Annotated in this window: 16 protein-coding genes and 2 pseudogenes; 7 read left to right on the forward strand and 11 right to left on the reverse strand. The window is 52.4% G+C overall.

The window, feature by feature from the left end:
* Positions 1–85: 85 nt before the first annotated feature.
* Both metC and HV229_RS21840 read right to left on the reverse strand, forming a co-directional pair.
* Positions 86–1,276 carry a cystathionine beta-lyase gene (gene metC / locus HV229_RS21835; protein WP_016155600.1) on the reverse strand — a complete coding sequence of 397 codons (1,191 nt, stop codon included), beginning with the start codon at positions 1,274–1,276 and terminating at the stop codon, positions 86–88.
* A gap of 30 nt (positions 1,277–1,306) precedes the next feature.
* Positions 1,307–2,539, reverse strand: coding sequence for a dicarboxylate/amino acid:cation symporter (locus tag HV229_RS21840; RefSeq protein ID WP_003019196.1), 1,233 nt, complete (start codon positions 2,537–2,539; stop codon positions 1,307–1,309).
* A 219-nt stretch (positions 2,540–2,758) separates the two neighbouring features.
* Between HV229_RS21840 and HV229_RS21845 the strand changes: the two are divergent.
* Positions 2,759–3,403, forward strand: a pseudogene (locus HV229_RS21845) (LysR family transcriptional regulator); the annotation flags it as partial.
* 53 nt (positions 3,404–3,456) lie between these two features.
* Here HV229_RS21845 and HV229_RS21850 read toward each other — a convergent pair.
* Positions 3,457–4,161: an IS6-like element IS26 family transposase gene (locus HV229_RS21850; RefSeq protein WP_181546386.1), complete on the reverse strand. Its 705-nt coding sequence runs from the start codon at positions 4,159–4,161 to the stop codon at positions 3,457–3,459.
* Positions 4,162–4,198: 37 nt separating this feature from the next.
* Between HV229_RS21850 and HV229_RS21855 the strand changes: the two are divergent.
* The 4 genes and pseudogenes from HV229_RS21855 to HV229_RS21870 form a co-directional block, all read left to right on the forward strand.
* Positions 4,199–4,513: pseudogene (locus HV229_RS21855) on the forward strand (LysR substrate-binding domain-containing protein); the annotation flags it as partial.
* Positions 4,514–4,587: 74 nt separating this feature from the next.
* On the forward strand, positions 4,588–5,868 hold the full coding sequence (locus tag HV229_RS21860; protein WP_016151562.1) for a DUF445 domain-containing protein: 1,281 nt from the start codon (positions 4,588–4,590) through the stop codon (positions 5,866–5,868).
* A 97-nt stretch (positions 5,869–5,965) separates the two neighbouring features.
* Positions 5,966–7,153 carry an MFS transporter gene (locus tag HV229_RS21865; protein WP_181546388.1) on the forward strand — a complete coding sequence of 396 codons (1,188 nt, stop codon included), beginning with the start codon at positions 5,966–5,968 and terminating at the stop codon, positions 7,151–7,153.
* 190 nt (positions 7,154–7,343) lie between these two features.
* A complete protein-coding gene (locus HV229_RS21870; protein ID WP_181546390.1) occupies positions 7,344–7,745 on the forward strand; it encodes a hypothetical protein in 402 nt (133 codons plus the stop codon).
* Positions 7,746–7,804: 59 nt separating this feature from the next.
* On the opposite strand, the gene HV229_RS21875 is transcribed toward HV229_RS21870, so the two are convergent.
* From HV229_RS21875 to uxuA, 5 genes are all read right to left on the reverse strand, one after another.
* Positions 7,805–8,812, reverse strand: a complete 1,008-nt coding sequence (locus HV229_RS21875) for a porin (protein ID WP_016155597.1) — start codon at positions 8,810–8,812, stop codon at positions 7,805–7,807.
* Positions 8,813–8,988: 176 nt separating this feature from the next.
* On the reverse strand, positions 8,989–9,198 hold the full coding sequence (locus HV229_RS21880) for a hypothetical protein (RefSeq protein WP_047358398.1): 210 nt from the start codon (positions 9,196–9,198) through the stop codon (positions 8,989–8,991).
* 647 nt (positions 9,199–9,845) lie between these two features.
* On the reverse strand, positions 9,846–10,619 hold the full coding sequence (gene uxuR, locus HV229_RS21885) for a Uxu operon transcriptional regulator (RefSeq protein ID WP_029139754.1): 774 nt from the start codon (positions 10,617–10,619) through the stop codon (positions 9,846–9,848).
* Positions 10,620–10,840: 221 nt separating this feature from the next.
* Complete coding sequence (locus HV229_RS21890; RefSeq protein ID WP_181546392.1) at positions 10,841–12,316, reverse strand: fructuronate reductase; 1,476 nt, start codon at positions 12,314–12,316, stop codon at positions 10,841–10,843.
* A gap of 78 nt (positions 12,317–12,394) precedes the next feature.
* Positions 12,395–13,579 carry a mannonate dehydratase gene (gene uxuA / locus HV229_RS21895; protein ID WP_181546394.1) on the reverse strand — a complete coding sequence of 395 codons (1,185 nt, stop codon included), beginning with the start codon at positions 13,577–13,579 and terminating at the stop codon, positions 12,395–12,397.
* Between the two features lie 260 nt (positions 13,580–13,839).
* Here uxuA and gntP point away from each other — a divergent pair, with 260 nt between their 5' ends.
* On the forward strand, positions 13,840–15,183 hold the full coding sequence (gene gntP / locus HV229_RS21900; RefSeq protein ID WP_181546396.1) for a gluconate permease GntP: 1,344 nt from the start codon (positions 13,840–13,842) through the stop codon (positions 15,181–15,183).
* A 49-nt stretch (positions 15,184–15,232) separates the two neighbouring features.
* Here gntP and HV229_RS21905 read toward each other — a convergent pair whose 3' ends face one another.
* Genes HV229_RS21905 through HV229_RS21915 form a run of 3 tightly spaced genes read right to left on the reverse strand, consistent with a single transcriptional unit; the run spans position 15,233 to position 18,075 of the window.
* Positions 15,233–15,925 (reverse strand): lactate utilization protein C, encoded by a 693-nt coding sequence (locus tag HV229_RS21905; RefSeq protein WP_016151553.1) that lies wholly within the window; start codon positions 15,923–15,925, stop codon positions 15,233–15,235.
* Positions 15,918–17,345 carry a LutB/LldF family L-lactate oxidation iron-sulfur protein gene (locus HV229_RS21910; protein WP_016151552.1) on the reverse strand — a complete coding sequence of 476 codons (1,428 nt, stop codon included), beginning with the start codon at positions 17,343–17,345 and terminating at the stop codon, positions 15,918–15,920. Before HV229_RS21910 ends, HV229_RS21905 begins: the two co-directional genes overlap by 8 nt.
* 10 nt (positions 17,346–17,355) lie before the next feature.
* Positions 17,356–18,075: a (Fe-S)-binding protein gene (locus HV229_RS21915; protein ID WP_016155592.1), complete on the reverse strand. Its 720-nt coding sequence runs from the start codon at positions 18,073–18,075 to the stop codon at positions 17,356–17,358.
* A 580-nt stretch (positions 18,076–18,655) separates the two neighbouring features.
* Here HV229_RS21915 and HV229_RS21920 point away from each other — a divergent pair.
* Complete coding sequence (locus HV229_RS21920) at positions 18,656–20,209, forward strand: L-lactate permease (RefSeq protein WP_016151550.1); 1,554 nt, start codon at positions 18,656–18,658, stop codon at positions 20,207–20,209.
* Positions 20,210–20,611 lie beyond the last annotated feature (402 nt).

Here is a 20,611-nt window from a genome sequence, read left to right on the forward strand (position 1 = left end):
GATGGCACTGACGCTTATCCGGCCTATGTCGTAGTGATAGGCCGGATAAGGCGCCTGCGCCGCATCCGGCAACCATCACATTATCTTAAGCAATGCGCGCAAACCCTGCTTCCAGATCGGCAATCAGGTCGCCAATATCCTCAAGGCCAATATGCACCCTGACCAGGGTGCCGCTGAAATCCACCTCTCCGGCTGGGCGAATGCTGTTCAGCTCTTCCGGCTGATTCGCCAGAATAAGCGACTCAAATCCGCCCCACGAATAGGCCATATGGAACAGCGAGAAGTTATCGAGGAAATTCGCCATCTGCTCGTCGGTCAGTCTCTTTTTCAGCACAAACGAGAACAGGCCTGAGCTTCCGGCAAAGTCACGCTGAAAATACTCGTGCCCCGGGCATTCCGGTAATGCCGGATGATTCACCCGCGCCACTTCCGGCCTTGCCGACAGCCAGCGGGCAATATGGATGCTGCTCTCCTGATGCTGCTTAAGACGTACCGCCAGGGTGCGCAATCCACGGCTGCCGTTGTAGGCCGTATCGGCATCCAGCGTTTGCCCCATCAAATAGGAGTTCTCGCGCAGACGATCCCAACAACGCGCGTTGGACACCGCCGTGCCCAGCATGCCGTCCGAATGACCGATGGTGTACTTCGTTCCCGCCTGAATGGAAATATCCACGCCATATTCCAGCGCTTTGAACAGCACACCCGCCGCCCAGGTGTTGTCGATCATAATGACAATCTCCGGATTAACCGCGCGGATAGCTTTCACCATCCCCGGTACATCCTGGACTTCCATGGTGATCGAACTTGGCGATTCGAGGAATACAACTTTCGTTTCCGGACGCAGAAGATCAACGATACCAGCACCAATCAACGGATCGTAATACGTTGTTTCCACATTGAATTTACTCAGGATCTTATTGCAAAAATCCTGGGTTGGCTCGTAGGCCGCGCCCGTCATCAAAATATGATCGCCACCCTGAACAAACGCCAGAATCGCATTGGTCACCGCCGCAGCGCCGCACGGGTAAAGCGCGCAGCCAACGCCGCCTTCCAGTTCGCTCATTGCCTTCTGGAAGGCAAAGTGGGTGTAGGTTCCGCGACGACCGTAAAACAGCTCGCCATTTGCGCGATTAGCGGTGGCGAATTTTTTGTCTTTCACGGTATCAAACACCAGCGAAGAGGCGCGCTGGATAACCGGATTCACCGCTCCCTGGGTGTAGCGTTTGTCGCGACCCGCAACAACTAATTGCGTCTCAAGCTTCATTGCGTCTTTCATAACATCTCCTGTTCTTAATCCGTGTGAAACCTATACCACCGCAGCAGTAGAGTTTATTTCAGTGTTGGTCTGCTTTTTTCCAGCGAACCGTTCAACAATCTGCGCCGCATTCAAATCATGGATAACGTTAATCAGTGTGGCAGGCGCATCGGTAATCGTGCCCAGCACTACCAACATCGGGATCGCTTCCATTGGCAGGCCCAGCGTAGTGACGATAAAGATTTCACCGAGGAATGCCCCGCCCGGTACGCCGCCGACGATAATGGCGGAGAGCACCGCAATCAGCATGGTCAGGAAGAAGGTCTCGGTGGTGAACTCCATGCCCAGCACGGAATAGATAAAGACAATTTTCAGCGCGGCAATCATCGCCACGCCACCTTTGTTCAGGTTAACCAGTAGCGGAATGGAGACATCAACGATTTCCGGGTTAATCCCCATCGCCTTACCGGCACGCAGCGTCACCGGGAGAGTCCCCAGCGAAGAGCAAGTCCCCAGCGCAGTCGCAGACGGTTCAATCGCATTACGCCAGAAAGCTTTGACCGCCGGAATACCGCCGCCAATATACGAATAGAGAATCGAGCCAAAAACAAAGTAGACCAGCGTGGCCACCATGAACAGGCCGATGGCGCGAGCAAAGGTCAGCAGCAGTGCAGAGTCCTGACTGGCCATAGTGGCAGCGAAATAGCAGCCCAGGCCAATCGGTGCAACCTTCATAATGATCGAGACGATCTTCATGATCACGGTATTGGCATCTTCCAGCAGCGACGCAATGCGCTTACCGGCCTGATCCGATTGACCAATCGCCACACCAGCAATAATCGCCATCACAATCAGCGCCAGAATATTGGACTTAGAAAACAGTCCGATAAAGTCGCTGGTCGTGATCATGCTGACAAAATCCATCTTACCGCTGCCCGCCTGCACCGACTGCGAAAGATCGATAGTGACGCCCTGCGCCGGGTTATACCATAGCGCCAGCGCGACTATCCCGGCGGCCGGAATAAAGGCCATCGCGATCGAAACAATAAAGATAATCGCCATAATGCGCCCCAGCCTTTTCAGGTCGGTCATACTGGCGATCGAAGACATGACGCTGATCCCCACCAGCGGCACAATAATCATAAATAGCAGATTTAAGAATATCTGGCCGATTGGCTGGAGTTTACTTGCAAACGAGGGGGCATAAATACCTAATAAGCCGCCAATCACCAGAGCAACTAATAAAATAATCGACGATCTGTAGGGTTCGAGTCGTGACCACATAATCGGTACCTTTAGAATAATATTTAATGAGATTAAATTCACAATGTGATGAGTTTCCGTTTCGCCTCCTTTTATTTTGTGACGTAACTCACCTAAGTTGTTATTTTTTCATTTTGCCAGCAAGTTGTTTCCTGTGATTCAATAGTTGCATGTTTAAAACGCGAATGTAACGGCCTATTCGTACCGTTTTTGCAAATCACTTGTGAATAAAAGGAAACTATGAGTACGCCGATTTCACTCAAGCATCTGGAGTTTTTCATTAAAATCGTCGACTGCGGAGGATTGTCAGAAGCCGCGGCGCAGCTCAACGTCTCGCCATCTGCGGTCAGCAAAAGCCTGGCGGCAATGGAAGATACGTTAGGCACGACATTAATTAAACGTACCACCCGCAGTATTACCCTGACCGATGCCGGGCAATATCTCTTTAACCGCGCCAATAAGCTTTTGAAAGAATTCGATGAAACGCTGAATACCACCTCCGGTTATTACCACAGCCCGCAAGGTGAATTACGCATAACCTGCTCAATTGCGTTTGGTTATTCCCGGCTGGTGAACCTGGTGGATAAATATCGTTCCCAGTTCCCAGATGTGAATCTGTATATCGATCTCAACGATAACTTCGTGAATCTGAACGAAACAGATTTCGACATCGCCCTGCGAATCTCCACCGCACCACCGCAGAACTACGCAATGCGCAAGCTGGTGCCTGTCCGCTGGGCGTACTGCGCCTCACCCGGCTACCTTGCCAAAAAAGGCATGCCCCAGCGTCGTAGCGATCTGGTCGATCATGATTGCCTGGTTTACCCTGGTCTCACGCCGGTGCTGAAGGTGGCGGATGAACAGGATCGTCTGCATCAGTTAAAACGGCACTGTTGCAAAGTTAGCGATGAGGCAGCCTTTTGTCTTATTCAAAGGCCTTACATTTCAAAAACTCTGCTTACCAGGCGCATTTCGCCCAGGGGATCACCATAATAAAATGCTGAGGCCTGGCCTTTGCGTAGTGCACGCATCACCTCAATACCTTTGATGGTGGCGTAAGCCGTCTTCATGGATTTAAATCCCAGCGTGGCGCCGATTATCCGTTTCAGTTTGCCATGATCGCATTCAATCACGTTGTTCCGGTACTTAATCTGTCGGTGTTCAACGTCAGACGGGCACCGGCCTTCGCGTTTGAGCAGAGCAAGCGCGCGACCATAGGCTGGCGCTTTATCCGTGTTGATGAATCGCGGGATCTGCCACTTCTTCACGTTGTTGAAGATTTTACCCAGAAACCGGTATGCAGCTTTGCTGTTACGACGGGAGGAGAGATAAAAATCGACAGTGCGGCCCCGGCTGTCGACGGCCCGGTACAGATACGCCCAGCGGCCATTGACCTTCACGTAGGTTTCATCCATGTGCCACGGGCAAAGATCGGAAGGGTTACGCCAGTACCAGCGCAGCCGTTTTTCCATTTCAGGCGCATAACGCTGAACCCAGCGGTAAATCGTGGAGTGATCGACATTCACTCCGCGTTCAGCCAGCATCTCCTGCAGCTCACGGTAACTGATGCCGTATTTGCAGTACCAGCGTACGGCCCACAGAATGATGTCACGCTGAAAATGCCGGCCTTTGAATGGGTTCATGTGCAGCTCCATCAGCAAAAGGGGATGATAAGTTTATCACCACCGACTATTTGCAACAGTGCCGTTAAAACTGCATATGCCTATCCAGGCCAACAGCAGTCTGGTATTGCTGAAATCGGTGTTAGAAGATCAGGGAGTGGCGTATTTGCCCACCTATCTGATTGGCGATCATATTCAAAAAGAAGAGATAACGCCGCTGATGCTCGACGGCACCATCACCTGCGAAACCCACGCCCTGTATGCGCTCTATTTTCCCAGTAAGTACAGCAATCCGAAGGTGCGATCGTTTATCGATTTTCTGGTGGCGGAACTCGGCCCCTTACCCGCCTGGGACAACTGGATCCCGGAGTAAGCTTTGTCGTCTGAAAATGGGAGGCGCTCCACATTTTTTGCGCGATCCCCCCGTCTGGCTCTATCCTTAAGCCTATGAATAAAATTGCTGAACTCAAACGCGCCAAGCGACTGGCGCTCTCATTGCTGCTGATTGCCGCCGCTACCTTCGTCATCACGCTGTTTCTGCCGCCTAACTTCTGGGTGCTCGGGATCAAAGCGATCGCCGAAGCGGCGATGGTCGGCGCGCTGGCGGACTGGTTCGCCGTGGTGGCGCTTTTTCGTCGGGTACCAATCCCGTTCATCTCGCAACATACGGCGATTATCCCGCGCAATAAGGATCGGATCGGGGAGAATCTCGGTCAGTTTGTGCAGGAAAAATTTCTCGACACCCAGTCCCTGATCGCCCTGATCCGCCGCCATGAACCGGCGTTGTTGATCGGTAACTGGTTCAGCCAGCCGGAAAACGCCCAGCGAATTGGCCAGCATCTGCTGCAGATCATGAGCGGTTTTCTCGAACTCACCGACGACGCCCGCATTCAGCGGCTGATCAAGCGGGCAGTGCACAAAGCCATCGACAAGGTCGATCTCTCCGGTACCAGCGCGCTGATGCTGGAAAGCATGACCAAAAACAACCGCCATCAGGTGTTGCTCGACACATTGATCGCCCAACTTATCGCCCTGCTCCAGCGCGACAGCTCGCGGGCGTTTATCGCCCGACAGATCGTGCACTGGCTGGAGACCGAGCATCCGCTGAAAGCGAAGATCCTGCCAACTGAATGGCTGGGCGAGCACAGCGCCGAACTGGTGTCTGATGCCGTTAATTCCTTACTGGATGACATCAGCCACGATCGGGCGCATCAGATCCGCCACGCCTTCGATCGCGCCACGTTTAAGCTAATCGATAAGCTCAAACACGATCCGGAGATGGCCGTGCGGGCCGAAAGCATGAAAAACTATCTGAAGGAAGACGAAGCCTTCAACCGTTATCTTGGCGAACTGTGGGCAGACCTGCGCCAGTGGGTGAAAACCGACATTAACGCTGACGATTCGCGCGTGAAGCAGCGCATCGCCAGCGCCGGACAGTGGTTCGGCGAAACACTGGTTGCCGACAGCGCCCTGCGCGCCTCACTGAATGGGCATCTGGAGCAGGCCGCGTATAAAGTTGCGCCGGAGTTCGCCACCTTCCTGACGCGCCACATCAGCGACACGGTGAAAAGCTGGGATGCGCGCGATATGTCGCAGCAAATTGAGCTAAACATCGGCAAAGATTTACAGTTTATCCGCATCAACGGCACGCTGGTCGGCGGTTCTATTGGGCTGGTGTTATATCTGTTGTCGCAAATTCCTTCCCTGCTGACACTGGCGAATTTTTAAGGAGAAAGTAAAACGCCCATTTTTATTTTACTTTTCATTATCATTTGCACATGTAATATAACAATTATCAACCTAACAGCGTGAAATGAGAGTCCGTATGTCCCAGGGAAGCCCCGATTCAAATCGTCATGCCATCAGCGTCGCGCTCTTTGGCATGCTGGTCTTAACGCTGGGCATGGGAATTGGACGCTTTCTGTATACGCCGATGCTCCCGGTACTGCTGTCGGAAGGTCAGTTTACGTTTGACCAGCTCTCCTGGATTGCCAGCGCCAACTACGCCGGATATCTGGCGGGAAGCCTGCTCTTCTCCTTCGGGCTCTTCCATCTTCCCTCACGTTTACGCCCGATGTTGTTAACTTCTGCGCTCGCTACCGCAGGGTTGATTCTGGCAATGGCAAGCGTTAAGCAGCCCGCTCTGGTGATGCTGATCCGTTTTCTGGCAGGCGTCGCCAGTGCCGGTATGATGATTTTTGGTTCGATGATCGTCCTGCATCATACCCGGCATCCCTTTGTGATCGCCGCATTGTTCTCCGGCGTTGGCGCAGGCATTTTGCTGGGCAATGAATATGTCATCAGCGGTCTGCATTTTGCGCTGTCATCGCACACGCTCTGGCTGGGGGCAGCGGCAGCTTCCGCTGTATTCTTTGTGCTACTCGTTATGCTCCTGCCATCTCGCGACCATGCGCTCCCCGCCGCAGCACCGGTAAAAACAGAGCATCAGCCTATGTCCTGGTGGCTGCTGGCGCTACTGTATGGGTTGGCCGGATTTGGCTACATCATTGTCGCTACATACCTGCCACTGATGGCGAAAAGTGCCGGGTCGCCGCTGATGACGGCCCATCTCTGGTCGTTGGTCGGCATATCGATTATTCCGGGTTGTTTCGCCTGGCTGTGGGCTGCCCGACGCTGGGGGGTATTGCAATGCCTGACGGCGAATTTACTGATCCAAAGCGCTTGCGTGGTCATGACACTCGCCAGCGACTCCTTGCCGCTGCTGGTGATAAGCAGCGTGGGTTTTGGCGCAACGTTTATGGGGACCACTTCGCTGGTCATGCCGCTCGCCCGTCAACTTAGCGTACCGCGCAATATTAATCTGCTGGGCCTGGTCACCCTGACTTACGGCATTGGTCAAATACTCGGGCCGCTCTTAACCAGCCTGCTGGGAAGCGGCGCTCAAGCGATCGTTAATGCCACGCTATGCGGTGGCGTCGCCTTGTTTATTGCGGCACTGATTAGCCTCACACAATTATACAAACAGCGTTTCGCCTCCCCCAAAAGGGTATAATCGACAACCTTATAAAGAGGTATCTTAGGATTAGTCCGCAATCAAATGTCAACATTTAATAAACAACAAATAATCAGCAATTACCCGCCAGACAATTTATAATTCCCGGCTGTTCATTTATAAACTCAATTTAAAATGCGTAAAAATGGACATATTAACTCAGCATCAACACTATCTTCGGGAAAAGTACATGTCATGGTTTAAAAAAATACTACTGGGGTTAATTATTTTGGTGGGTTTAATTGGCACGCTAAAGGATTATAAAGACTTTGGCCTGTTTGGCGCGTTAGGATTGTTTCTTATATTCCTGTTAACAACAACATTTTTATGGCAATGGGCCTCTGGCAGGTTACCAGAGATAACCCAGCTTCAGGCCGTATTTATTTTACTGGCCAGCGCGGTAGCCTCAATTTTTGTTATCAATATGGCAATTGCCGGAAATTTGCATGTGGATTTAATGGAGGTCATGTACGTTACCATTACGCATAATCCACTTTTTTACCTGATTATCTGCGTGGTCGCATGGGTAAAAGTGGGCATCTGGCAATGGCTGTTTAGCTGTGGACCGGTGAAAGAGAGTCAGCAAGTTTAAACACGGCAGAGGTAAAAAAGGCGTCTTAACTAAGACGCCTTTTATGCTAGTACAACAAATTAGAACTGATAGGTCAGACCTGCAACAACCTGGTTGTCGTCGTCTTTGCCATCGAGCAGGTTAATTTTGTAACCCACATCAGCCACGATGTTTTTGTTGAAGTAGTAATCCGTGCCCAACGCTACGTATTCAGTCAGGTCATTATTGTTGTTGTCACGCGCGTGAACGTAACCCACGTTCGGACGCAGACCAAAATCAAACACATACGCAGCCATTGCTTCAAAGTGCTCAGCTTTATCCGCATCCTGAATCAGGTTGTGGGACTCGCCGTACATGGTCGCGACGTAGATGGCATTAGCATCATATTTCAGACCCGCGCCCCAGAACTCTGCGTTTTCGCCATCCCAGCCGCTTCGTTTCTGCAGAGCAGTCACCGCACTGGTGGTGTAGGCCGCAATCGCAGATACGCCGGAATCCGCAATATTGTCATAACCCAGGGAGAAGCCATAACCATTGCCATGCTGTTTTGCCGGGCTAATGTTAGTGTCATCCTGGCCCTGGTATTGCGCGCCAATGTTCAGACCATCAACGGCTCCAAACAGATTTTTGGTGCGGAGTGTTGCAACGCCAGCAGTACGTGTAGTAAGGAAGCGGTCAGTATCTTCAAAGGAGTCGCCGCCGAACTCTGAAAGAGTGTCAGTGTAAGCTCCCACGTCGTAAGCAATACCGTAGTTACGACCGTAGTCAAAGCTAACGTCATGGCCATAATCCAGGCCAGCAAACGCCAGACGTGTATTGACGCCATTCTGAGAACCTTCTGCTTTAGAGGCATCAAACTGACTTTCAAATTGGCCATAACCGGTCAGTTGATCGTTGATTTGTGTCTCACCGCGAAAACCCAGACGCGCGTATGTACCGTCGGCATCGGTGCCGCCAGTCCAGGAATGGACCGCTTTTACTTTGCCGTACAGATCCAGTTTGTTGCCATCTTTATTATAAATTTCCGCTGCATGAACGGAGGTTACCCCTAATACCATTACAGCTAATGCCACTGCTGACTTTTTCATGTTATTACTCACTTTTAATTGTGAATTTTGCTATCAACTTTGTTATGAAGGCAGAATACCCGCATAAAAAAGCCCCCTATGGAAAAGGGGAAAACCTCTAACACACCAATGAAGGTAATAATAAAGTGGCAAGACACATATCATTTTGGGTTAAATAAAACCCGAACAGAGAGTAATTACTTGGATTCTTCGCTTACGCTCTCATTAACAGAGCGATATAACATTATTGCTTCGGCAATAATATCTTGTTTACTTTTACGGGTTTCAAATGCCAGCGTACGAACATATTCCCACAGAGAGGTATCGACACGGGCACTTAAAAGAACCATATCTTTTGAACGGGTACCCCTGGCCTTTCTAATATCGGGGTAATCTCGAGAGGGCATTATCATCTCCTGAACGCAAACACGCTTATGGCGATGAAATATGCAGTCAGTGTAAAAACATGTCAACGGCAAAATACAGTGACAATAGTAATGAAACTGTTAATAACGGACAAAAAACTGGAACAGCATTTCAAATGAAAGATAACTTGATTATAGAATAATGTGTAATTTTAACTTTACATATTTTCACTTTTATTCATTTGATTAAAAAAGCCAAAACTATTGACAATAAACATGACCTCAAATCAAAACATCATTACAGCCAATAAGTTACGTGCCGTTATTAATGTCTACATTTCCGTGAAGCGCCTGTTTTTATGCACTGTTATTCCGGGCAGCCTCGCTCTGACCACCGCGGAAATCAGTTTGATTCTCACTTAACACAGGCCCGTTTTGTCTAAAAATAAGCACGGAAAGGTAAAAATAAGGTAAACAATGCATTTTTTCGCATGCAAAAATAAGTTGTTTTTAATTGATATAAATCAATTTTCACCGCGTAACGACGGAGGAAAAATCATCATCTGAGGTGATGGAAACCTTTTTTTACGTGACGTTCATGACGAGAAAAAAGCGTTGTTATGCAATAAACTTTTGTGCTGAAAAGTGTCGCGCGGGCTGCAACAGCCCGCATGGGAGAGGAAGGAAAATCAGGCGTTAACTTTATCCAGCGGCCAGGAATCAAACAGATAACCATCAAAGTCGATGTCATCAACATTTGAAAACTCCAGCAGGCGCTGTTTGACGTTTTCCAGATGCTGCCACATTGCCAGCTTGGCTGCGCGGGCATCCTTTTTGATTAATGCCGCCAGGATCTGTTTGTGGTCACCCATCCACTCTTTACGGTAATGGGTATCGTCGAGGTGGCTATGGAGCTGGATCCACATCGGGTTGTTCTCACGCCACTGCCATGACTGGCGAAACAGCTCCACCAGCATGCTGTTATGCGTGGCTTCGGCTATGGCGAGATGGAACTGCATGTCGCCGCTTTCAGAACCGTTCGCTTCGCTGGAGGCCAGCTCTCGCTCTTCCAGCTGTAACGCCTGGCGCATTTTAACGATATCTTCACGCGTTGCCTGCAGCGCGGCGAATTCGGCGATATTGCTTTCCAACAGCTGTCGCGCCTGCAGCAGCTCAAACGGACCCGCGTCATTGCAATGATTGACATCCGTACTGTCGATGGTCTGCGCATCTGCATTGTCGAGTACGTAAATCCCGGCGCCGCGGCGCACGTCCACCAGACCTTTAATTTCCAGCATAATTAACGCTTCGCGAACCACCGTGCGAGTGACGTTGAGCATCTCAGCAATTTCACGTTCCGGCGGCAAACGCTCCCCGGGCTGGTACGGCGTCTGGACAATCAGATCGCGGATCATTGCACCCACTTCCTGGTAGGGTCTTTGTTGAGAAGTGTTCGATTTCATCGTGTTATGTCCGTCAGATGCGTCAATTCAGATCCGTAGGCCGGATAAGGCACATGCGCTGCCAACCGGCACCTGTGCCGTTGGCTGATGGCGACGCTGACGCATCTTATCAAGCCTACAAAAAACGTTTTTTCGCCTGAACTATAGCATTTGCGGGAAGCCAAAAACAGAAAACGGGTCAACCAAATCAGCATTTTGATTGACCCGTCATACTTCGGGGATTATGCGTCAGCGCCTAACGCCGCAACGCACTCGCGTGCACCGTGTTCACACAGCTGTTGATACGTCGCGATAATTGTCTCCACAAAATCAGCGTTTTCCGCCAGATCATGGCCAAAAATGCCGCTCAGCCCCAGCAGCGCCGTCACGCGTTCGGCCCCCTGGAACTGTTGGTTAATGCGCTGGAACTCAGCCAGCAAGGGGTCGACAACATCAATGGCCTGCCCCTGTTCATCCACACCACGGGTGTAGCGCATCCAGCCCGCCACGCCCAGCGCCAGGTGACGCCAGTCGCTGGCGTTTTGCAGATGCAGACGCACCGGATCCAGCAGGCGCTGCGGCAATTTCTGGCTGCCGTCCATCGCAATCTGCCAGGTGCGGTGACGCAGTGATGGGTTGCTGAAACGCTCAATGAGCAGCGTCGCATAGGCGTTAAGATCGGTGCCTTCCGGCATCGACAGCGTCGGCGCTTGCTCCTGCATCATCAGCGCGAACGCCGCTTTGCGGTACGCCGGATTTGTCATAGTATCGGCGATAGTTTCATAACCGCCGAGATAGCCCAAATACGCGAGGAAAGAGTGGCTGCCGTTGAGCATACGCAGTTTCATCATTTCAAACGGCACCACATCGGCAACGAACTGCGCACCAACGTTATCCCAGTCAGGGCGACCGTTAACAAAGTTATCTTCGATAACCCACTGACGGAATGGCTCACAGGCGATAGCACACGGATCGTACACGCCCAACTGGTCGGCAATCTCTTGCAACGTTTCTGGCGTCGCCGCCGGAACAATGCGGTCGACCATGGTGCACGGGAAAGTGGCGTTAGCCTCAATCCACTGCGCCAGCTGCGGGTCGCGCGCCTGCGCCAGACCCAGCACCGCGACTTTCGCCACATGACCATTTTCACGCACGTTATCGCAAGACATCACGGTAAAGGCTGCAAGCCCTTGCTCACGACGCAGATGCAGCGCCTGCACGATGTAACCAATCGCCGATTTCGGCGTGCCTGGATTCGCCAGATCGTGTTTAATCAGCGGGTTATTGAGATCTAACTGACCGCTGGCAGCATCAGTGCAGTAGCCTTTTTCCGTGACCGTCAGCGAGACAATTGCCGTCTGCGGGCGCGCCATAGCCTGTAAAATACCATTACAGCCGTCAAGCTCCGGGTGCAACGCTTCTTTCATCGAGCCAATCACTTTCAGCACGGTGTTGTCCGCGCCTTTTTCCGCCACGGTATACAGCAGTTGCTGTTTGCGCAGGTTTTCAATCAGCACGCGGTCGTTACCCGGCATCAGGTTAACTTCACAGATCCCCCAGTCGCTGTCGGTGGTTTCCAGCAGATGATGGGTGTACAGCGCCTGATGCGCGCGGTGAAATGCGCCGCATCCCAGGTGAACAATGCGGGATTGCAGGCGCGAGCTGTCCCATGCAGGGCGAGCAACCGGCAGGTTGCTATTGGCAATTGTCGTTGTCATCGTGAACTCCAGAACCCGTTGAATGACCAACGGAAGAGAAAAGAAAAAGCCGGCCAGACAGGTGACCGGCAACTCGCTTTAGCGGCTAAAGAAAGCGCGCTGGATAGCCATCTCAACGCCACGCACTTCCGCCAGCCCTTTCAGGCGACCAATCGCGGAGTAGCCTGGGTTGGTTTTCTTTTTCAGATCGTCAAGCATCTGATGGCCGTGGTCCGGACGCATTGGGATCAGGTCCTCTTTACCCTCGGCTTTACGGCGCTGCTCTTCCTCAACGATCGCTTTCACGACTTCGTACATATCGACGTCGCCGTTAAGATGCGCCGCTTCATGGAAGGTTTTCGGGTTATCTTCACGCAGCGTGGAGCGCAGGTGGGTGAAGTAAATACGTGGGCCAAACTGCTTGATCATGTTGACCAGATCGTTGTCCGCCCGGACGCCGTAGGAGCCGGTGCACATGGTAAAACCGTTCGCCATGCTGTTGACCGTATCGACCATCCATTGCATATCTTCCACGGTGGAAACAATGCGCGGCAGGCCGAGGATTGGGCGCGGCGGATCGTCCGGGTGTACCGCCATCCGCACGCCTGCTTCTTCCGCCACAGGAATAATTGCTTTCAGGAAGACGGCAAAGTTCTCGCGCAGTGTGGCTTTATCGATATCTTTATAACGCGCAAGATGCTGGCGGAACTGGTCAAGCGTATAGCCCTCTTCCGCGCCCGGCAGACCGGCGATGATATTGCGGGTCAGACGCGCTTTGTCTTCATCGCTCATGGTGGCGAAGCGTTCATTCGCCTGAGCAATCTCTTCGGCGGTGTAATCCGCTTCCGCGCCCGAACGTTTGAGGATGTGCAGCTCAAAGGCGGCGAATTCAATCTGGTCAAAACGCAGCGCTTTGGAGCCGTCCGGCAGGACGTATTCCAGGTCGGTACGGGTCCAGTCGAGAACCGGCATGAAGTTGTAGCACACGGTACGAATGCCGCACTGGGCCAGGTTACGCAGGCTTTGCTGGTAGTTGGCGATCCACTGCTGATAGTTACCAGAACGGGTTTTAATGTCTTCGTGGATCGGTACGCTTTCGACGACCGACCAGACCAGGCCCGCCTGCTCAATAATGGCTTTGCGTTTTAGGATCTCATCAACCGTCCACACTTCCCCGTTCGGGATATGGTGCAAGGCGGTGACCACGCCCGTGGCACCCGCCTGACGTACATCCGCTAAGGTGACCGGATCGTTAGGACCATACCAGCGCCATGTCTGTTCCATCTTTTATTCCTCATTTACGTTATGGACTCGACGATATGGCACATAAATTCCTCCTTTTGGTATGACATGTCAACCTGAAGGAATGAATTGGTTAACCAAATCACGATTTTTGCTGATTAGATCGCCATTTTGCGGCCAGGAAGCGCAGTAAAGATGTAAACATGTAACGCAATGTGACATTCATCGCATCAATGGTTAACCAATGCAGATAACATCTCAACCAAAATCATAATAGTTCAACCAATAAAGGTAGACGTTATATGCATGTTCTCAATATTCTGTGGGTCGTATTCGGCATCGGTCTGATGCTGGTGCTCAATCTAAGATTCAAAATAAACTCGATGGTCGCCCTGCTGCTGGCGGCGCTCTCGGTCGGCATGCTGGCGGGTATGGACTTAATGGCGCTGCTGCACACCATGAAATCCGGCTTTGGCAGCACGCTGGGTGAGTTGGCGATTATCGTGGTATTCGGGGCAGTCATCGGTAAGCTGATGGTCGATTCCGGAGCGGCGCATCAGATTGCTCATACGCTGCTGGCGCGACTCGGTCTGCGCTATGTACAGCTGTCGGTGATCATTATTGGTCTGATTTTCGGCCTGGCGATGTTCTATGAAGTGGCGTTTATTATGCTGGCGCCGCTGGTGATCGTCATTGCCGCAGAAGCGAAGATCCCGTTCCTCAAGCTGGCGATTCCTGCCGTTGCCGCCGCCACCACCGCCCACTCTCTGTTCCCACCGCAGCCTGGTCCGGTCGCGCTGGTTAACGCCTACGGCGCTGACATGGGTATGGTCTACATCTACGGTATTCTGGTGACTATTCCGAGCGTGATCTGCGCCGGGCTTATCCTGCCAAAGTTCCTCGGCAACCTCGATCGCCCGACGCCGTCATTCATGAAGGCCGACGTACCGGTTGACCAGAACAATCTACCGTCTTTCGGCATCTCTATTCTGGTTCCACTGATCCCGGCGATCATCATGATCTCCACCACCATCGCCAACATCTGGCTGGTGAAAGGAACGCAGGCGTGGGAAGTGGTCAACTTCTTAGGCTCCTCGCCAATTGCGATGTTTATCGCCATGATTGTCGCCTTCGTGCTGTTTGGTACCGCGCGTGGTCACGACATGCAGTGGGTGATGAACGCCTTTGAAAACGCGGTGAAAAGCATCGCCATGGTGATCCTGATCATCGGCGCGGGCGGCGTACTGAAGCAGACCATTATCGATACCGGCATCGGCGATACCATCGGCATGCTGATGTCGCACGGCGATATTTCTCCGTACATCATGGCGTGGTTGATAACCGTGCTTATTCGTCTGGCAACCGGTCAGGGCGTGGTCTCAGCCATGACGGCAGCGGGGATTATCAGCGCAGCCATTCTCGACCCGGCAACCGGTCAACTGGTGGGCGTCGATCCGGCGTTGCTGGTACTGGCGACGGCGGCAGGCTCCAACACCCTGACCCATATCAACGATGCCTCGTTCTGGCTGTTCAAAGGCTACTTTGACCTGTCGGTGAAGGATACGCTGAAAACCTGGGGTCTGCTGGAGTTGGTGAACTCCGTGGTTGGCCTGGTAATCGTGTTGATCATCAGCATGATTGCATAACGTCGATACCGCTCTGGCCCACAGCGCCAGAGCGGTTCTTTCTCCTGCCTTAACAATCCTCAATAATCAGATACACCGCCTTCACCGGGCCATGCACCCCAACCACCTTGATAAGCTCAATATCCGCCGTCGAGCTGGGTCCACTGATAATATTAATGCACGACGGCATACGCTCACCGGCCTGCGCTTTCTGATGCAGTTTTTCTGCCAGTTGTGCCACGCGCGGCAGGATGGTGCTTTTACGCAGCACGAAAATCGAGGATTCCGGCAACAGGCTCAAAGAACGCCCGCGCTCCGGCGCGGAAAACAGCACCACGCCGCCGGACTCAGTCAGGCCATACTCGGCATACACCACGCCGACTTTCGCCTGCTCGGCCTCGGTAATATTTTCGCTGCCTCGCGCCGGATCCCAGACCACGGCGTTGCATTCCTGCTGCAAGCGTTCGGTGATGCCCAGCGCCACCAGTCGGCTGTCGCCGCTCAGCACTACCGGCTGACCCAATTCTTCACACAGGCGTAGCGCTGCTTCTGCGGCCTGGTCCTCGCGAGTCAGTTCACAGCGGGCCAGCATCACTTCGCTGGCGAACTGGATAAACGCATCGCAGCGCTGCTGCGGGCTAAGTTCGGTCAGGCGCTCGTTGGCATAATTGTTAACCGGCGCGGCATCCGCTTGCGGTTCGAAACGCGGCGGGCGACCCAGCGCCTGGGCGATGGTGTTTAAAAACGCGGTACGGTTATCCATTCTTTTTCTCCTGCGCCTGATGTTTCTTAAACCAGCTGCGGAAGCTCTCGCCGTCAGCATCAGGCAGATCGCGCGCCTCCATCCAGTCACCAATCGCGCCAACCTTGAGCGGGGTTTTGCCGCCATTGATAAACCAGCTTGCCGCATGCGCGCCCGCCATCATCCCGACTTTCCACAGCCCCGGATGACTATTGGCATAAGCGAACATTTTGATCGCCCGTCGCTCAGCTTTCGGGGTAATGCCCTCCTCGGCCATCACCCGGCGATGACGCAGGATCAGTTTTGACAGCGGAATACGCACCGGGCAAACACTGTCGCAGGCCGTACATAAGGAACAGGCGTACGGCAGGTCTTTAAAATCTTTATAGCCGCCGAGCAGTGGAGAAATCACCGCGCCGATAGGTCCAGGATAGATAGAGCCATAGCCGTGCCCGCCAATGTGGCGATACGCCGGGCAGGTGTTCATACAGGCCCCGCAGCGGATGCAGCGCAGCACATCGCGAAACTCAGAGCCCAGCACCTGCGAGCGACCGTTATCGACAATCACCAGGTGGAACTCTTCCGGTCCGTCCACGTTATCCGCCTCACGCGGGCCGGTCAGCCAGGTGTTATAGCCCGTCAGACGAGCGCCCACGGCGCTGCGCGCCAGCATGGTGATCAGCACATCCACATCGGCAAAGGTTGGCGCGATACGCTCCATGCCCATCACCGCAATGTGCGTTTTCGGCAGCGTGGTGCACATGCGCGCGTTGCCTTCGTTGGTCACCAGGCATACTGAACCGGTTTCCGCCACGGCAAAGTTACAGCCGGTAATACCGATTTCGGCACTCAGGAAATCCTCGCGGATCTTCTGGCGAATGAACAAGGTCATGGCTTCCGGGGTTTCCGGGCCGTCATACCCCAGACGCTCGTTCAGCACGCGGCGGATCTGATAGCGATCTTTATGAATAGCCGGCACCACGACGTGCGAAGGCGGATCCTGATCCAATTGCAGGATGTATTCCCCGAGATCGGTTTCGATCACCTGGATTCCCGCATCCTGCAGGACATGGTTGACGCCGATCTCCTCGGTCACCATCGACTTGGACTTCACCACCTTCTTCGCGTTTTTGCTTCGCGCGACCTGCAGAATGTAGGCGGTGGCCTCTTCTTTGGTTTTGGCGAAATAGACGTGGCCGCCGTTTTGCGTCACTTTCTCGGAGAGTTGATACAGATAAGCGTCGAGGTTGCTCAGCACGTGATCGCGGATCTGGCTGGCACGATCGCGCCAGTCTTCCCAGTGGCCTAACTCATCGACCATTTTTTGTCGATTTGCGCCAATACGCTCCTGCGCATTGGCCACGGCTTTGCGCATGATCGGATCTTCTATCTGCTGACGAATGCGCAGTTTAAATTCTACATCGCTGGTTTTTATCGACATCTCTTTCCCCTCAGCGGCTCATCAGCACTTCAGCAATATGCATCACTTTGACCGGCTGGCCTTCCCGTTGCAGTCGACCGCCAATGTTCAGCAGGCAACTGACGTCTGCGCCAATCAAATATTCCGGCTGCGCATCCATCAAATGTAAGACTTTCTCTTTCACCATCTCGCCGGATATCTCGGCCATTTTGACCGAGAACGTCCCGCCAAAGCCGCAGCAGGTATCCTGATCGGCAAACGTCAGCAGCTCCAGCCCGCGCACGTTTTTCAGCAGCGTGAGCGGCTCTTCCTTTACTCCCAGCTTTCGAGTCAGGCTACAAGAGGGATGATAGACAGCGCGGCCCTGCAGGCTGGCGCCGACGTCCACCACGCCCAGCTTGTTGACGATAAAGGAGGTGAGATCCTGCATACGCGCGGCAACCTTTTCGGCACGCAGCGCCCATTCCGGTTCATCGGCCAGATACGTCGGATAGCTTTTTACCGCGTAGGTACAGGAGCCTGCTGGCGAGATAATCGGATCGTCGTTATCTTCCAGGGCGGCGATCAGGTTTTTCATCCCAGGGATCGCCTCTTTGATGTAACCGCTGTTGATGGCTGGCTGACCGCAACACCCTTGCTTCTCGGGGAAATTAACGCGACAACCCAGTTTTTCCAGCAGCAATACGGAGTCTCGTGCCATCCGTGATTTCAGTGCGTCACCAATGCAGGTAACAAAGAAATTTACATTCACAATAACTACTCCATTGCTTCATTTCTGTTTATTGCGCTTGATATCGCGATATCAAGCAAAGGTTCAGCCGTATTTCACGCCCAGTTTTTCTATTTGCTGTTTTTACTAATACCTGGGTTCATGGTGATGCTCGGGTCGTTTTCCTTTGATGCCGACTCTCCGCTTCTTAAGTCAGGACAGTCGCATATGTCTGTATTTTCATTTGTATGACAAAACCAAATAATCCCCTAATCAACCCCCATATGCAACAACCAGGTTTATTTCTTTCGTTCTCGCTCACATTTTTATATTTAAAACCACAGCGTTATGAACACCTTAAAAACAGTTTCAGGTGCTTACTATTCTCATCACCAGCATTATTAAAAAGGTTATCATATAACTATTTATAGGTATTCAGCTTACTCTTAAGTATATTTATCTGGCATTGGATTTTAATTAAAAGATTACAATAGTTACAAAACTACAAATCATAATTACTTTATTCACTGAAGCGATTCAGTTTACATACTTTATTAACCCAGCAATGTAGCCTCCCCACCATAAATATAAATCAGGTTTAATGAACCAATCAGGAATAGCAATGAACGAATATTTTATGTTTGCCCTGGCACTCTCTCCTTTACTACTGATGGTATTTTTAATATTGAAATTGAAAATGCCCATCCATTATTCCGTGTTGATCTCTTTGGTATTCACTGCCGCGCTGTCGGCCATATTCTGGGAAATGCCCGTACAGAATCTGAAAGCCGCGATAGGCTATGGCGCCCTGAAAGGGTTATGGCCGATTGTGATTGTGATCCTCGGCGCCATCTTCAGTTATAACGTCATGCAGGCAACCAAAGCGCTGGATATTCTGCGCGATATTCTCGCCAGCATTAGCGAAGATAAGCGTATTCAGGTGCTACTGATTTCATGGTGCTTCGGCGGATTCCTTGAAGCCGCGGCAGGTTATGGCACGGCGGTCGCTATTCCGATCGGCATTCTTATTGCGCTGGGATTCAACCCGCTGAAGGCGGCGATCGCTTCTCTCGTGGCGAATACCGTTCCCACCGCGTTCGGCGCGGTCGGGATCCCGGTATCTATTCTGGCGGAACAGGTTAATCTGCCGGTGTATACCTTAGGCGGAACCATTATTCTGCAGCTCGCGCTGTTTAATATCCTGCTGCCGTTTGTCATTGTCTGCATTATTGGCGGCGGCCTGAAAGCCATTCGTGGCGTATTTCTGATCACGCTGATTTGCGGCATCACCACGCTGGTTCCGCAATATTTTGTCGCCATTCATCTTGGCGCGGAATTGCCCGCCTTTGCCGGTAGCCTGGTCAGCCTGTTTGCCGTGGCGATGGTCAGCCGCCTGCGCAAAGGGAAAACCGATCCCGAGTGGCGCATTGAGGTCAGCCATACCCGCGAAACCACGCCGCGCTCGGCAAAAGTGTTGTTCCGCGTAGGCTCTATCTATCTGTTTATTTTTGTTTTTATCCTGCTGTGCTCACCGCTGTTCCCGACGATCAAAGGCGCGGCGTCCCAACTGGCCTCGGTGCTGCATTTCACGCTCGCCGACGGCAACACGCTGGCGCTGAAAGTTGAATGGGTGACCACGCCGGGGATGCTGATCATCTTTGCGACCCTTATCGGCGGTTTTATTCAGGGAGCGTCCGCACGCGGGATGCTGGAAGTGTTTATCAAAACCATTTTCCAGCTTAAAAATTCCATTGTGGCGATTATGGCGATTGTCGCGCTGGCCACGGTGATGGATCTCAGCGGGATTATCTCCACGCTGGCCCAGTCGATTGTCGATCTGACCGGCAGTTCCTACGTCTTCCTTGCCCCAGTGATTGGCGCGCTGGGCACGTTTGTTACCGGCAGCGATACCAACTCGAATATTTTGTTCGGCAAACTGCAAACCATTGCCGCCAGTAAACTGCATATCGATCCCAACTGGCTCGCGGCGGCAAATACTTCTGGCGCAACAGGGGGGAAAATGATTTCGCCGCAGAGTATCGCCATTGCGGTTTCAGCCACCAAAATGGACGGACAGGCCAACCAGATAATGTCTGGCACCATGAAATACTGCTGCGCCTACATTGTGATCCTCGGCCTGAAAGTCGGTCTCTTTTATTACTGGTTTATGGCGTAATCCCTTGTCAACCCCGTCAAATTTACGGCAACCGTATTTGACGACACGGTGACCAAAAAGGTTTACACCGCTTCAGGATCGAAACGAAGCGACTGGCTTTACGATTTGTCGGCGCTGACTAAAATAGCGCCGATGTTTCAAATCGAGGATTGTTGTTATGTTGTTCTGGAAAAAGATGGTGAAGAAGTTCGACGCCTTTTCCGCGTTGATCCCACCACGCTACTTCCGCGTGTAATGCCTGGCGCTAATACCTGATGGCGCTTCGCCTGTCGGGCCTACGTTTCACGCTCATTTGTAGGCCGGATAAGGCGCAAGCGCCGCATCCGGCAGCAGAGAAAATGTTCTCCCCTTTCACTTACGCAGCCCGCACGCTCTTAACACCCTGACCCACAGACGAAGCCA

It is taken from the genome of Citrobacter sp. RHBSTW-00524, assembly GCF_013747755.1.
GTDB lineage: Bacteria > Pseudomonadota > Gammaproteobacteria > Enterobacterales > Enterobacteriaceae > Citrobacter > Citrobacter braakii.